15 protein-coding genes are annotated in these 14,019 nt (G+C 71.2%); 9 read left to right on the forward strand and 6 right to left on the reverse strand.

Annotated features, from left to right (window positions below):
• The first annotated feature begins 16 nt into the window (after window positions 1-16).
• The 4 genes from O1G22_RS32910 to O1G22_RS32925 all read left to right on the forward strand — a co-directional run bounded on the left by O1G22_RS32910 (window position 17) and on the right by O1G22_RS32925 (window position 6,624).
• Window positions 17-811, forward strand: a complete 795-nt coding sequence (locus O1G22_RS32910; RefSeq protein WP_270084635.1) for a DUF1684 domain-containing protein — start codon at window positions 17-19, stop codon at window positions 809-811.
• Between the two features lie 221 nt (window positions 812-1,032).
• Window positions 1,033-1,932 (forward strand): S1 family peptidase, encoded by a 900-nt coding sequence (locus O1G22_RS32915; protein ID WP_270084636.1) that lies wholly within the window; start codon window positions 1,033-1,035, stop codon window positions 1,930-1,932.
• 226 nt (window positions 1,933-2,158) lie between these two features.
• The gene (locus O1G22_RS32920) at window positions 2,159-5,614 is read left to right on the forward strand and encodes a DNA polymerase III subunit alpha (RefSeq protein ID WP_270084637.1); all 3,456 of its coding nucleotides are present in this window, start codon (window positions 2,159-2,161) and stop codon (window positions 5,612-5,614) included.
• Window positions 5,611-6,624: a DNA polymerase Y family protein gene (locus tag O1G22_RS32925; protein WP_270084638.1), complete on the forward strand. Its 1,014-nt coding sequence runs from the start codon at window positions 5,611-5,613 to the stop codon at window positions 6,622-6,624. The genes O1G22_RS32920 and O1G22_RS32925 overlap by 4 nt, the downstream gene beginning before the upstream one ends.
• Here O1G22_RS32925 and O1G22_RS32930 read toward each other — a convergent pair.
• Window positions 6,602-6,976 (reverse strand): cupin domain-containing protein, encoded by a 375-nt coding sequence (locus O1G22_RS32930; protein ID WP_270084639.1) that lies wholly within the window; start codon window positions 6,974-6,976, stop codon window positions 6,602-6,604. The genes O1G22_RS32925 and O1G22_RS32930 overlap by 23 nt on opposite strands.
• A gap of 97 nt (window positions 6,977-7,073) precedes the next feature.
• Between O1G22_RS32930 and O1G22_RS32935 the strand changes: the two genes are divergently transcribed.
• The 3 genes from O1G22_RS32935 to O1G22_RS32945 all read left to right on the forward strand — a co-directional run bounded on the left by O1G22_RS32935 (window position 7,074) and on the right by O1G22_RS32945 (window position 9,156).
• Window positions 7,074-7,520, forward strand: coding sequence for a MarR family winged helix-turn-helix transcriptional regulator (locus tag O1G22_RS32935; protein WP_270084640.1), 447 nt, complete (start codon window positions 7,074-7,076; stop codon window positions 7,518-7,520).
• Window positions 7,521-7,688: 168 nt separating this feature from the next.
• Window positions 7,689-8,552, forward strand: a complete 864-nt coding sequence (locus O1G22_RS32940) for an esterase/lipase family protein (protein WP_270084641.1) — start codon at window positions 7,689-7,691, stop codon at window positions 8,550-8,552.
• A 154-nt stretch (window positions 8,553-8,706) separates the two neighbouring features.
• Entirely contained in the window at window positions 8,707-9,156 is a 450-nt protein-coding gene (locus O1G22_RS32945) for a GNAT family N-acetyltransferase (protein WP_270084642.1), read from the forward strand.
• Between the two features lie 21 nt (window positions 9,157-9,177).
• On the opposite strand, the gene O1G22_RS32950 is transcribed toward O1G22_RS32945, so the two are convergent.
• Window positions 9,178-9,312, reverse strand: coding sequence for a hypothetical protein (locus O1G22_RS32950; RefSeq protein ID WP_270084643.1), 135 nt, complete (start codon window positions 9,310-9,312; stop codon window positions 9,178-9,180).
• 111 nt (window positions 9,313-9,423) lie between these two features.
• On the opposite strand from O1G22_RS32950, the gene O1G22_RS32955 reads away from it, so the two are divergent.
• The gene (locus tag O1G22_RS32955; RefSeq protein ID WP_270084644.1) at window positions 9,424-10,047 is read left to right on the forward strand and encodes a class I SAM-dependent methyltransferase; all 624 of its coding nucleotides are present in this window, start codon (window positions 9,424-9,426) and stop codon (window positions 10,045-10,047) included.
• Window positions 10,048-10,072: 25 nt separating this feature from the next.
• Here O1G22_RS32955 and O1G22_RS32960 read toward each other — a convergent pair whose 3' ends face one another.
• Complete coding sequence (locus tag O1G22_RS32960) at window positions 10,073-10,573, reverse strand: ribonuclease FAU-1 family protein (RefSeq protein ID WP_270084645.1); 501 nt, start codon at window positions 10,571-10,573, stop codon at window positions 10,073-10,075.
• On the reverse strand, window positions 10,554-11,483 hold the full coding sequence (locus O1G22_RS32965) for a GNAT family N-acetyltransferase (protein ID WP_270084646.1): 930 nt from the start codon (window positions 11,481-11,483) through the stop codon (window positions 10,554-10,556). Before O1G22_RS32965 ends, O1G22_RS32960 begins: the two co-directional genes overlap by 20 nt.
• An 84-nt stretch (window positions 11,484-11,567) precedes the next feature.
• On the opposite strand from O1G22_RS32965, the gene O1G22_RS32970 reads away from it, so the two are divergent.
• Window positions 11,568-11,936, forward strand: coding sequence for a GntR family transcriptional regulator (locus O1G22_RS32970; protein WP_270084647.1), 369 nt, complete (start codon window positions 11,568-11,570; stop codon window positions 11,934-11,936).
• 101 nt (window positions 11,937-12,037) lie between these two features.
• On the opposite strand, the gene O1G22_RS32975 is transcribed toward O1G22_RS32970, so the two are convergent.
• Both O1G22_RS32975 and O1G22_RS32980 read right to left on the reverse strand, forming a co-directional pair.
• Window positions 12,038-12,808, reverse strand: coding sequence for a DUF72 domain-containing protein (locus O1G22_RS32975; RefSeq protein WP_270084648.1), 771 nt, complete (start codon window positions 12,806-12,808; stop codon window positions 12,038-12,040).
• A 15-nt stretch (window positions 12,809-12,823) separates the two neighbouring features.
• A complete protein-coding gene (locus O1G22_RS32980; RefSeq protein ID WP_225098379.1) occupies window positions 12,824-13,918 on the reverse strand; it encodes a DUF5925 domain-containing protein in 1,095 nt (364 codons plus the stop codon).
• Window positions 13,919-14,019: the final 101 nt, after the last annotated feature.

Genomic DNA, 14,019 nt, shown 5'->3' on the forward strand with positions numbered 1-14,019 from the left:
TGAAAGGGACAGGGGTATGACAGGCAGTGGTTCGACTGACGCCTTCGATGCGTGGAAGCAGTGGCACGAGCGCCGGGCGGAGGCCGTTTCGGCGCCCTACGGGCCGCTCGCGCTGATCGGTACGCACTGGGTCGAGGACTATCCGGAGAGGCGACTTCCGGACATTCCCGGGGTCTGGGTGGCGGATGCCGACGGGGTGGTGCTCACCGCGACCGACGCCGACGGTCTGACCGTGGACGGCCGGGCCTTCGCGGGTGAGGTACGGCTCGCCGCCGATCTCGGGCCGGAGGCCGAGTCCCGTGTCGCGTTCGGGGAGAAGCGGCTGGTCGTGCTGGTGCGCGAGGGGGTGTGGGGGGTGCGGGTCTACGACCCCGAGTCCGCGGGTCGGCGTGCCTTCGGGGGGATCGAGGCCACTTCTTATGATCCGCGCTGGTCCGTGCCGGGCACATTCACGCCGTACGACGGCACGCGGGTCGTGCGGGTCGGCAACGCCGACGGGCGTGAGCGGGGGCTCGGTCTCGCCGGTGAGCTCGCCTTCACCCTGGACGGGCGGGAGCTGACGCTTCAGGTCGCTCAGCAGGGTGACGGGGTGCTGTGGGCCGTGTTCGCCGACGCCACCAGCGGTGACAGCAGTTTCCGGTTCCGTTTTCTGTACCCGGCCGCGCCGGACGCCGAGGGGCGTACGGTCGTCGACTTCAATCGCGCCCAGCTTCCGCCGTGCGCCTTCGCCGAACACTTCCTCTGCCCCTTCCCGCCGCCCGGCAACACGCTGGAGCCGGCCGTGGAGGCGGGGGAGCGTGCGGTGGTGTGACGTGGCGGTTGTGTGACGCAGCGTCAGGGAAGTTTGGGTAAAAGGGGGTTAAAGTTGCGCGGCCGAAAGGCGCCCTTGTGGCGACCGGTCGTTCGGCCGAATACTCCCCCTCAGCGCTTGTCAGGGGCATGTGTGTTCGGACTCCCGTGCCTGTCCCTGGCTGCGCCTCACGGGCCCCGACCCCACGCGGGCCCCCGACTTCCCCTGGGAGGGAACGAAAAGTGAGGATCAAGCGCACCACTCCCCGCAGCGGCACCGCGAGACGGACCCGGCTGATCGCCGTGGCCACCGGCCTCCTGGCCGCAGCGGCGTTCGCCGCCCCCCCGGCGAACGCCAGCGACGCCCACACGTTCAGCGCGACCCAGCTCACCAAGGCGAGCGACTCCGTCCGTCAGGCCGACGTACCCGGTACGGCCTGGGCGGTCGACAGCAAGACCGGGCGTGTCGTGGTCACCGTCGACAGCACCGTGTCCCAGGCCGAGATCGCCAGGATCGAGCGGCAGGCCGGTGCCGAGGCGGGCGCGCTCACCGTCAAGCACACCCCTGGCAAGTTCAACAAGCTGATCACCGGTGGGGACGCCATCTACGGTGGCTCCTACCGCTGCTCGCTCGGGTTCAACGTGCACAGCGGCAGCACGTACTACTTCCTCACCGCCGGGCACTGCGGTCAGGTGGCCTCGACCTGGTACAGCAATTCCAGCCACACCACGGTGCTCGGCACCAACGTCGGCTACAGCTTCCCGGGCAATGACTTCGCGCTGGTGCGCTACACCAACTCCTCGATCTCGCATCCGAGTTCGGTGGGCAGCCAGTCCATCACCAGTGCGGCCACGCCGTCCGTGGGGACGACCGTCTACCGGCGCGGGTCCACCACCGGTACGCACAGCGGGCGGGTCACCGCGCTGAACGCCACCGTCAACTACGGCAGCGGGGACATCGTCTCGGGTCTGATCCAGACCACCGTCTGCGCCGAGGGCGGTGACAGCGGTGGTCCGCTGTACGCCGGGACCGTGGCGTACGGGCTGACCTCCGGTGGCAGTGGTGACTGCACCTCCGGTGGTACGACCTTCTTCCAGCCCGTGACCGAGGCGCTCAGCTACTACGGGGTCACTCTGCCGTAGCGGTTCCGGGTCATCGTCGGAGCCCCCGCATCGTTTCGGGTGTGGGGGCTTTCGCCTGCCCGCGGCGGCCCGTCGCGGTGGGGGCGGCTTGTGTCGCGCCTGCACACCTCCGACCTGCATAAACACCCGCTCACCAGGACCGCAAGGGATGTCGTACATATGTTCGGGAATGGAGGTATGGTGGGGGTGGAAGTAGGGAACTGATGTTCGAGTGCGGGAGGTGCGTGTGCCGGGCTTCGCGCATCTGCGCACCGTCTCCGGGTTCTCCCTGAGGTATGGGGCATCCCATCCGGAGCGGCTGGCCGAGCGTGCCTCGGAGCGGGGTATGGATGTGCTGGCCCTTACGGATCGTGACACCGTCGCGGGGGTCGTGCGCTTCGCCAAGGCCTGTGCACGGGTGGGGGTGCGGCCGGTTTTCGGGGTGGGTCTTGCGGTGGTTCCGGCGGAGGCGCTACGGAGTGAGAAGCGCCGCCCTGCCCCGGTTCGTGGCGGTGCCTTCGTCGATGAGTCGATGCCCCGGGTCACCTATCTCGCTCGCGACGGGGGTCGGGGCTGGGCCGATCTGTGCCGGCTCGTCACGGCCGCGCACCGGGGTGCGGACACCCCTCGGCTGGCCTGGGCCGACAATCACGGCGACGGGCTGACCGTGCTGCTCGGGCCCGGGTCCGATGTGGGGCGTGCCCTGGCGGCCGGGCGGCCCGATCGTGCGGTGAAGCTCCTCGCTCCCTGGCGCGAGGTCTATGGGGACGCGTTGCGGCTGGAGGCCGTGTGGCACGGGCGTACGGGCACGGGTCCCGGTTCGCTGCGGCTGGCCGCCCATACCGTCGGCTTCGCCGCCGAGCAGGGAGTGCGGCCTGTGCTCAGCAACGCCGTCCGGTACGCCGACCCCGGGATGGGGCCGGTCGCCGATGTGCTGGATGCCGCTCGGCGGCTGGTGCCGATCGATCCGGGGAAGGAGCTGGACTCCGGGGAGGCCTGGCTCAAGGGGGCGGGGGACATGCTGCGGGTCGCCGAGCGGGTGGTGGAGGCCGCCGGCTATCGGCGGGACACCGCTCACCGGCTGCTGGAGCAGACCCGGGCGACGGCCGCCGAGTGCCTGGTCGATCCCGAGGACGACCTCGGGATGGGTACGGTTCACTTTCCCGAGGCGTATCTCGTCGGTGCCGGGCGGCGCACCGCCCAGCGGGCCCTCGCCTCGCGGGCGGTGGCGGGGATGGTGCGGCTCGGGTATGAGGGGAGGCGTGCGTACTGGGAGCGGATGCATCACGAGCTGGACATCATCGGCCATCACGGCTTCGCTTCTTACTTTCTGACGGTTGCTCAAGTTGTCGATGACGTAAGGGAGATGGGTATTCGGGTGGCCGCCCGGGGGTCCGGGGCGGGGTCGTTGGTGAACCATCTTCTGGGTATCGCGAACGCCGATCCGGTCGAGCACGGGCTGCTGATGGAGCGGTTCCTGTCGAAGGAGCGCGTCGTGCTGCCCGATATCGATATCGATGTGGAGTCCGCTCGGCGGCTTGAGGTGTACCGGGCGATCATCGGGCGGTTCGGCGAGGAGCGGGTCGCCACCGTTTCCATGCCGGAGACCTATCGGGTGCGGCATGCCATCCGGGACGTGGGTGCCGCCCTGTCGATGGATCCCGGTGAGATCGACCGGGTCGCCAAGTCCTTCCCGCACATCCGGGCCCGGGATGCGCGGGCCGCCCTGGACGAACTGCCCGAGCTGCGGCAGCTGGCGGGGGAGCGGGAGAGGTTCGGGCGGTTGTGGGAGCTCGTCGAGGCGCTGGACGCCTTGCCTCGTGGGGTCGCCATGCATCCGTGCGGGGTGTTGCTGTCCGATGCCTCGCTGCTCGCGCGTACGCCCGTGGTGCCCACCAGTGGCGAGGGGCTGCCGATGTCTCAGTTCGACAAGGAGGATGTGGAGGATCTCGGGCTGCTCAAGCTCGATGTGCTGGGCGTGCGGATGCAGTCGGCGATGGCGCATGCCCTTGCCGAGGTGGAGCGGGTCACCGGGGAGCGGATCGACCTGGACGCGGTGCCGGCGGGGGACGAGGAGACGTATCGGCTGATCCGGTCCGCCGAGACCCTGGGGTGCTTCCAGATCGAGTCTCCGGGGCAGCGGGATCTGGTGGGGCGGCTGCAGCCGAGTACGTTTCATGATCTGGTCGTCGATATTTCGCTGTTCCGGCCGGGGCCCGTCGCCGCCGACATGGTGCGGCCGTTCATCGAGGCGCGGCACGGGCGGGCGCCGGTGCGGTATCCGCATCCGGATCTGGAGCGTCCGCTGCGGGGGACGTACGGCGTTGTCGTCTTTCATGAGCAGGTCATCGACATCGTCGCCATCATGACCGGGTGCGGGCGGGGCGAGGCCGACCGGGTGCGGCGGGGGCTGTCCGATCCGGAGTCGCAGGGGCGGATCAAGGTGTGGTTCGCGCAGTGTGCGGCGGCCAACGGGTACGACGCGGAAACCATTCGGCGGACGTGGGAGATCGTCGAGGCCTTCGGGTCGTACGGGTTCTGCAAGGCGCACGCCGTCGCCTTCGCCGTCCCCACGTATCAGTCGGCCTGGCTGAAGGCTCATCACCCGGCCGCTTTCTACGCCGGGCTGCTCACACATGATCCGGGGATGTATCCGAAGCGGCTGCTGCTGGCCGATGCGCGGCGGCGAGGGGTGCCGATCCTGCCGTTGGACGTCAATGTGTCCGGGGTCGCCCATCGGATCGAACTGGTGTCCGAGTCGGGTGTGTGGGGGTTGCGGCTCGCTCTGAGCGATGTGCACGGCATCAGCGAGGCCGAGGCGAAGAGGATCGAGGGCGGTCAGCCGTACTCCTCCCTGGTGGACTTCTGGGAGCGGGGGCGGCCCAGCCGGCCGCTGGCCCAAAGGCTCGCCCAGGTCGGGGCGTTGGACGCCTTCGGGTCCAATCGGCGTGATCTGCAACTGCACTTGACCGAGCTGCACCGGGGTGCCCGGGGTGCGGGTGGCGGCCAACTGCCCTTGGCCGGTGGGCGGAAGACCGCTTCGGCCGGGCTGCCCGACCTCACGCCGGCCGAGCGGCTCAGCGCCGAGCTGGGCGTGCTGTCCATGGACGCCTCGCGGAATCTCATGGACGACCACCGGGAGTTCCTCAAGGAGCTGGGCGTGGTCTCCGCGCGCCGGCTGCGTGAGGCCCGGCACGGGGAGACCGTGCTGGTCGCGGGCGCCAAGGCGGCCACCCAGACGCCGCCGATCCGGTCCGGCAAGAGGGTCATCTTCTCCACCCTGGACGACGGCACGGGGCTGGTCGATCTGGCGTTCTTCGACGACTCGCACGACGCCTGCGCGCACACGGTCTTTCACTCGTGGCTGCTGCTGGTGCGGGGCGTGGTGCAGCGGCGCGGGCCGCGGAGCCTGAGCGTGGTGGGTTCTGCCGCCTGGAATCTCGCCGAGCTGGTCGAGCTGCGTGCCGAGGGCGGTCTGGACGTGGTGGCCGCCCGGCTCGCGGAGCCGGTGGCCGGGAGCGGTGATGGCGGTGATGGCGGTGGCGGTGGTGGTGGCGATGCGACGGGTGGGCGGCGGATTCATCTGCCCACCGGATACGAGATGCATCCGTGGGCCGATCTGCGGCCCGCGGGTCAGGAGGCCTCACAAGGGCCTTCGGCGATACGGAAGTTGTGGCACCAGAGTCCGGGGAGTGCGGGATGACCATTCTCTGCGTACGTTTCCAGCTGCCGCCGATGTACGAGGCGGCCCTGCCGGGACTGCTCGGGTTGCTGGAGGACTTCACCCCCGTGGTCGAGGCGCTGCCCCCGGACGGGGCGCTGGCCGATCTGCGCGGTGCCGAGCGGTACTTCGGGCGCGACGCGGTGGAGCTGGCCTCGGTGATCCGGGTACGGGCCCTCGCGCTGTACGGCGTCGACTGTGCGATCGGCGCCGGTCCGGGGCCGATGCTGGCCCGCGTGGCGCGGCGCGACGCCCGGCCCGGGGTGACGTGTGTCGTACCCGGGGAACCGGAGGGCATCGCCGGGTTCCTCGCCGAGCGGCCCGTGTCCGCGCTGCCCGGCGTCGGTGCGGCGACCGCCCGCACCCTGTGCGAGTACGGCCTGGACACCCTGGGGCTGGTCGCCGCCGCGCCGCTGTCCACGCTCCAGCGGCTGATCGGCGCGAGGGCGGGCCGCGAGCTGTGGGAGAAAGCGAGCGGCATCGACCGCGGCCGGGTCGTGCCGAACGCCGTCTCGCGGTCGCTGGTCACCGAACGGCCCTTCGAGCGTGACGAGTTGGACCCCGACCGGCATCGCAGGGCACTGCTGTCGGCCGCCGAGGAGCTGGGCGCCCGGCTGCGCGCGGTGGAGAAGGTCTGCCGCACGCTGACGCTCACCGTGCGCTACGCCGACCGGTCCTCGACCACCCGCAGCCGCACCCTGAAGGAGCCGACCGCACACTCGGCGGCCCTGACGAAGGCGGCCTACGGCATGTACGAGGCGCTCGGCCTCCAGCGCGCCCGGGTCCGTGCCCTCGCCCTGCGCGTCGAGGGCCTGACCCCCGCCGACCAGGCCTCCCACCAGCTCACCTTCGACCCCGTGGACGAGAAGGTCCGCCGCATCGAGGAGGTCGCGGACCGCGCCCGGGCGAAGTTCGGGCCGAGAGCGGTGATGCCGGGGACGCTGGGGCGTGGCGGCGGCTCCACGTCGGTCAGTTGGCCCAGGGCGGCGTGATACGGGTGCCGTCGGTCAGTTCCGCCTCCAGGCCCACGGAGGTGGTGACCCAGGACAGCGCGGTGTGGTCCGTCGGGTTCTCCACGGCCAGGGTCGTACCGGCGTTGACGATCACCGTGTCACCCGCCGTGATCCGCTCGGTGTGACCGTCGAGGGTCATCAGCAGCTCGCCGACGAGCAGATGGAAGATCTCCTCCCGGGTGACGGTGTGGGCAGGCGCCCTGGTACCCGCCGGGATCTCCCCGCGCCACGCGCACAGCTCCTTGCTGCCGGTGAGCGGGGTGGCGTACGAGACGAAGCGGGCGCCGTGGATCTCATGGGTCGTGGCCTCGGACGAGCGGACAACGGGCATGGCGGTGATCTCCGTTCACGTGAGAGCAAGTGGTCAAGTGGCTTGACTATATGGTCAAGCCACTTGACCAAACTGTCAAGGGTGTTTCAATGCCCTCGTGCAGAACTCCGAAGCCATGGCCCTGTCCGCCGCGCTGCTCGCCGCCGCGGGTGACCTCACGCAACGCATCCATGACGGCGTCCTGGCCCGCGGGTTCACCGATCTGCGGCCCGCCCACGGCTTCGCCTTCGCGCGGCTCGCCCCGGACGGTGCCACCGTCGGCGACCTCGCCGCGCATCTCGGGGTGACCAAGCAGGCCGCGAGTCAGCTGGTGGACGAGATCGTGCGCAAGGGGTACGCCGAGCGCCGGCCGCATCCGAAGGACGCGCGGGCCCGGTTGATCGTGCTCACCGAGCGCGGGTGGGCCTGTACCCGGGCGGCGGAGGAGGCGGCGGCCGAGGTCGTGGGGCGTTGGGCCGAACTGCTGGGTGAGGGTGAAGTGCGCGTGCTGGGGGAGCGGTTGGCGCGTATCGCTCCGCACGGTCCTGTCAGGCCCGCCTGGTGACGGACTGTCGGGTTCCGGTGCCGCTCTACTAGCACTGGAAGTTTTTACTGGCGCGTAACTTCACACTTGCACTACTCGCCCGTAACTTGACGAGTGAACAGCATCCTCGTGATCCGGATCACAGGGTTAGGCCGTCGCACCTCCCTTGAGCCGCAAGGAGATCACCCGATGCTGCCCTGGAAGCGAGTTCTCAGACCCCTCGCCGCGCTCCTGCTCACCGCCGCCGTCGCCGCCGTACCCGCCGCCACCGCCCACGCGGCCGACAGCGCGCCGAGCACCGGCTGGAACGACTGGTCCTGCAAGCCCTCCGCCGACCATCCCCGCCCGGTCGTCCTGGTGCACGGCACCCTGGGCAACTCGGTCGACAACTGGCTTTCGCTCGCCCCCTATCTGGAGGCCCGCGGATACTGCGTCTTCTCCCTCGACTACGGACAGCTCTCCGGTGTCCCCCTCTTCTACGGCCTCGGCCCCATCGACCAGTCGGCCGGGCAGCTGTCCGCCTTCGTCGACAAGGTGCTCGCCGCGACCGGCGCCGCCAAGGCCGACCTCGTCGGGCACTCCCAGGGCGGCATGATGCCCCGCTACTACCTGAAGTTCCTCGGCGGCGCCGCCAAGGTGAACGCCCTCGTCGGCCTCGCCCCCGACAACCACGGCGCCACCCTCAGCGGCCTCACCGACCTGCTGCCGTACTTCCCCGGCGCCGGGGACCTGATCAAGGCCACCACCCCCGGCCTCGCCGACCAGATCCCGGGCTCCGACTTCCTCACCAAGCTCAACGCGGGCGGCGACACCGTCCCCGGAGTGCACTACACGGTCATCGCCACCAAGTACGACGAGGTGGCCACGCCCTGGCAGAGCCAGTACCTGAGCGGCTCGGACGTCCACAACGTCCTGCTCCAGGACCTGTGCCCGCTCGACCTCACCGAGCACGTGGCGATCGGCCTGTTCGACCGCATCGCCTTCCACGAGGTGGCCAACGCGCTGGATCCGGCCCACGCGAGCGCCACCACCTGCGCGTCGGCCTTCAGCTGACGTGCCTTCCGGGGCCTGTCCGACCTGAGCCGCCGGACAGGCCCCGCTCTACCCAAGAAACCGTGAAATCGCCTGCTGGGGGCCGGTGAGGGAGATCCTTATGGTGCCGTTAAGAGTGTGCTCAGGCTGAGTTGAGGCAGATAGCGTTCGCGCCATGACGAACGACGAGATCCGGCCCGCTCTGGCCGCGGACGTGCCGGCCGTGAAGGCCGTGACCGACGCGGCCTACCACCCCTACATCGAGCGCATCGGGGTGGTGCCGCAGCCCATGGAGGCGGACCACGTGGCCGACGTGACCGCGGGCAGGGTGTTCGTCCTCGGGGAGCCGGTGACCGGGCTCGTCGTCGTCGAGGCGCGCGCCGACCACCTGTTCCTCGACAGCATCGCCGTCCACCCCGACGCGCACGGCAAGGGGGTGGGACGGCGGCTGCTGGAGTTCGTGGACGCACACGCGCGCGTGCTCGGTCTGCCCGAGGTCAGGCTCTACACGAACGCGATGATGTGGGAGAACCGGCGGATCTATCCGAAGTTCGGCTACGAGGTGGTGGAGCGGCGCGTGGACGGGCCGTACGACCGCTTCCACTACCGGAAACGACTGGTCTGATACCGGAAACGACGGGTCTGATCAGCCGTCCGGCCACCAGGTGCGGGCGACGTCCTTGCGCACCTCCGGGCGCCCGGCGGGGCGCTCCTCCGCCTCTTCGCGGATCCGGCGGCTGTCCGTTCTCTTCAGGGGCTTCTGCACGGTTGCGCGGCGCATGGCTGCCTCCTTCAGCATCTACCGGGTTCCGTGTTGTCACGGAGGCAGACGCTTGTGGGGAGAGTTCCTCATCGGAGCCGGATTGTCAGTGGCGGGTGTCACTCTTCGGGTATGACGAACGCGAACGACCGAGTGGTTGCGCCGGCTGACTCCGAGGTCGACTGGGACGCCGAGGCCGCCGGTTTCGACGACGAGCCGGACCATGGTCTGCGCGATCCCGGGGTCCGCGCCGCCTGGGCCGCCAGACTGCGCACCTGGCTGCCCGAGCGCCCCGCCGACGTCCTCGACCTCGGCTGCGGCACCGGCAGCCTGTCACTCCTCGCGGCGGAGCAGGGCCACCGGGTCACGGGCGTCGACTCGTCCCCGGCGATGGTCGAGCGGGCCCGCGCCAAGCTCGCCGGGCGGGCCGCCGTGATCCTGCGCGGGGACGCCGCGGCTCCGCCGGTGGGCGAGCAGCGCTACGACACCGTCCTCGTACGGCATGTGCTGTGGGCGCTGCCCGCCCCCGACCGGGTGCTGCGGCACTGGCGGGACCTGTTGCGGCCCGGAGGGCGGTTCGTGCTGGTCGAGGGCGTGTGGGGGACTCTGAATCCGGTGGGCATACCCGCCGAGCGGCTCACCGCCCTGCTCGCACGGCTGAGCGCCGACGTGCGCGTCGAGCGACTGTCCGGTGACCCGATGCTGTGGGGCAAGGCCGTGGACGACGAGCGGTACGCGGTGGTGGCGACGGTGTGAGGCGCCGGGGGTGGCGGTGCGCGGATCAGGACAGCAGCTCGCCGAAGCCGCCGGAGCGGGCCAGCCTCTCCAGTGCGTCGAGGGCGGCCACCGCGGCGGTCGCCGCCTCGGGATCCGTCCGCGGCAGCCCGCTCGCGGCGAACTCGTCCTCGTCCAGCCGTCGTACGTCCGTGCCGTCGGCGGAGCGCCACAGGTCCAGGTCGAGGTCCTCCACGACCAGCTCGGCGCCGGTGCGCGCGGCCGGCCGGGTGATGTCGCAGTACCAGCCCTTCAGGGTGCCGTCCCCGGCGCGGACCTCCTTCACCGAGTACCAGCGGTCCCGCCAGTAGTACTCGGTGAAGACATCCCCCGGCTCGAACCGGACGAAGCCGAAGTCCCGGACCCCGGCGCCCGCCCACGGCGCGCGCACGGTGAAGCGGGTGCCGTCGTCGTGGAGCAGCTCGGCCGGGTAACGGATCTTCGTACGGCCCGCCTTGACCAGCACGATCTCCAACTCGGTCGTCGGCTCAGCCGAGTTCGCGGACATAACGGACCTCCGTCGCACAGATTTCGTAGCCGAGGGACTTGTTGATCGCGAGCATCGGGCCGTTGCCGGTGTCGTTGCCCGTGTGCGCCTCGGTGTGGCCGGCGGCGCGGGCGCGGTGCAGTGAGTCGGTCTTGGCGAGCTTCGCCAGGCCGCGCCCGCGGAAGTCGCGCGCGGTGCCCGTCATCGCGGTGACGTACCGCGTGCCGCCGTCGGTGTACGCCACGCTGAAGGCCACCGGGCGGCCCTCGGCCAGTACGACCGTGGTCAGCTCGCGGTCGAGCAGCGGGTGCTGCCAGGTCTCCTCGATCCAGGCCTCGTAGTCGGTGAACTCGGCGCCGACATCGCTCGGTTCGTCCGCCACCGTCTCCGCGTCCAGCAGGAACAGCGGGCGCGGGTCGTCGGCGAAATCCGCGGCCGTGCGCAGCTCGACACCCGGCGGGGGAGCGGGCAGCGGCGGCAGCGCGGCCTCGGCCAGGTCCAGCCGCAGGAAGTGGGCGGAGCGGCCGGCCCGGTAGCCGTGCCGCTCCGCGAAGGCGCGGTTCGCGGGCTCGTCCAGGACCCAGGCGAACAGCTTCGTCGCCCCGTGCGCCGTCAGATGCTCCTCGGCGGCCCGGACCAGCAGCTCACCGGCACCACGCCGGGTCCGGTCCGGGTGGACGTAGATGTTGAGCATGCCCTGGCCGGGTTCGGGGCTGTCGTGCGCCAGCAGCACCTGGGCGGTGCCGACGACCTCGCCGTCCTCCTCTGCCACGAGGGACCGGTACCGGGCCTCGGGGTGCGAGCGGGTGGCCCTGTGGAGGACGGCTTCGGGGGTCCACAGGACGTAGGGGAGGGCGAGATGCCGTACCCGTGCGAAATCCTCGACGTCGGACCGGTCACCGGGGCGCAGATCGCGCACGATCACTGTCATGACAGGGGACCGTACGGGCAGACGCACCGGGGTGCCCGTCATTTTTCCGCGGGCGTTGTCCGGCGGGTGCGGGACAATCGGGCCGTGAGCCTGAAGATCCGTATCGATGACAGTGCGCCCCCGTACGAGCAGGTGCGGGCGCAGATCTCCGAGCAGGCGCGGTCCGGGGTGCTGCCCGTGGGGTACCGGCTGCCGACCGTGCGGGGGCTGGCCGAGTCCCTGGGGCTCGCCGTGAACACCGTGGCCAAGGCGTACCGGGCGCTGGAGACCGACGGGGTGATCGAGACGCGGGGGCGCAACGGCACGTTCGTGGCCGCCGCCGGCTCGGCCGCGGTACGTGAGGCTTCCTCGGCTGCACAGGCGTACGTGGAGCGAGTGCGGCGGCTGGGGCTGGGGGAGGGGGAGGCGCTGGCTGCCGTGCGGGATGCCCTGCGGGCGGCTTACGAGGAGTAGGAGGTCGTCGCGTTCTCGCCGCGGAGGGTTCGGCATCGCCGGACCGTCCCGTCGTGGCCGAGCGCCGGCGCGGCGGGACGGAGTCAGCGGCGCGGACCTGGTCAAGAGCGTTTCGCGAGCTCCGGGAATCGCGTCACCGCCAGGCCCGCCCGCTCCGCCGCCCTCCCGAACACCACCGCGTCCCGCACCGCCGCCCCGCCCGGGTCGTTGTTGAAGTACGCGTACACGTCCTCCCCCTTGCGCCAGGTCGTCGCGATGCGGTCCACCCAGGTCTCCAGGGAGCGGCGGCCGTAGCGGGGCCAGGGGGTGGCGCGGCCCTCGTGGAAGCGGACGTAGCCCCAGTCGGCGGTGCGCCACAGCGGGATCACCGGGCGGGCCTGTACGTCCGCCCAGCACAGGGCCGCACCCCTCGCCGACAGCACCTCCCGCACCTGAGGTGTCCACCAGGAGTCGTGGCGGGGTTCCACGGCGACCCTCGTACCGGACGGGAAGCAGGCCAGGCAGGCGTCCAGGAGGGCGGCGTCGACGCGCAGGGTCGGCGGGAGCTGCAGGAGGACCGGGCCCAGGCGGTCGCCGAGGCCCGCCGCGTGGCTCATCAGGCGGTGGACGGGCTCCTCGGGCTCCTTCAGGCGCTTGATGTGGGTCAGATAGCGGCTCGCCTTGACCGCGACCACGAAGTCGTCCGGGACTCGGTCGCGCCAGGCCGCGAAGTTCTCGCGGGAGGGCAGCCGGTAGAACGCGTTGTTGATCTCCACCGTCGCGAAGAGGCGGGTGTACTCCTCCAGCCACAGCCGGGCCGGGACCCCGGGCGGATAGACGAGGTCCCGCCAGTCCTTGTACTGCCAGCCGGAGGTACCGACGAACAAGGTCACAGCACCATCAAAGCACTACAGGTACAGCCCCGCGTCCGCGCTGTCCCGGGCCCCCGGCACCGACGTCGGGGCCGTGCCCCGGCGCAGCGCGTACAGCTCGGCCAGGGTGGCGCCCTCGCGGCCGATGCCCTCCTCGGTGCCCAGCCAGTGCACGGCCTCCCGGTGGCTCAGCGGCCCCACCTCGATCCGGGCCAGACAGCGGCCGGGGCGGACCACGGCCGGGTGCAGGCGCTCCAGGTCCTCGTTGGTGGTGACCCCGACCAGGACGTTGCGGCCCTGGCCGAGCAGGCCGTCGGTGAGGTTCAGCAGCCGGGACAGGGCCTGGCCCGCCGTGTGCTTGGCCTCGCCGCGGATCAGCTCGTCGCAGTCCTCCAGCAGGAGCAGCCGCCAGCGGCCCTTGCCCGCGCCGTCCTCCTCGCCGATCGCGATGTCCATCAGATAGCCGACGTCGGAGAAGAGCCGCTCCGGGTCCAGGACGCAGTCGACCTGGCACCACTCGCGCCAGGAGCGGGCGAGCGTGCGCAGCGCGGAGGTCTTGCCGGTGCCGGGCGGGCCGTGCAGCAGCAGGAGGCGGCCGGCGATGTCCTCCGGGGTCGTCTCCATCAGGCGGTCCATCGCCTCCGCCACCGGCGCCGAGTAGTTGGGCCGGACCTCGTCCCAGGTGCCCGCGGAGATCTGCCGGGTGGTGCGGTGCGGGCCGCGCCGGGGCGAGACGTACCAGAAACCCATGGTCACGTTCTCGGGCTGCGGTTCGGGCTCGTCGGCCGCGCCGTCCGTGGCCTGGTCGAGGATCCGCTTGGCCAGTTCGGAGCTGGTCGCGGTGACCGTGACGTCCGCGCCCCGGTTCCAGCGGGAGACCAGCAGGGTCCAGCCGTCGCCCTCGGCGAGGGTCGCGCTGCGGTCGTCGTCGCGGGCGGCGCGCAGCACGCGGGCACCGTCGGGCAGCAGGGTCGCGCCGGAGCGGACCCGGTCGATGTTCGCCGCGTGCGAGTACGGCTGCTCGCCCGTCGCGAAGCGGCCGAGGAACAGCGCGTCGACGACGTCGGACGGCGAGTCGGAGTCGTCGACGTGGAGCCGGATCGGCAGAGCGTCGTGTGGGTTCGCAGACATGCCGCCATGATCCGCCACGGATGCGCTCCGCGCACGGCAATTCTCCGTTTGTTCCCGGTCTTCCCAAAGCCTGCCGGACCCCGTCCCTCCACCCTTACTGT

It is taken from the genome of Streptomyces camelliae (assembly GCF_027625935.1).
Classification (GTDB): domain Bacteria; phylum Actinomycetota; class Actinomycetes; order Streptomycetales; family Streptomycetaceae; genus Streptomyces; species Streptomyces camelliae.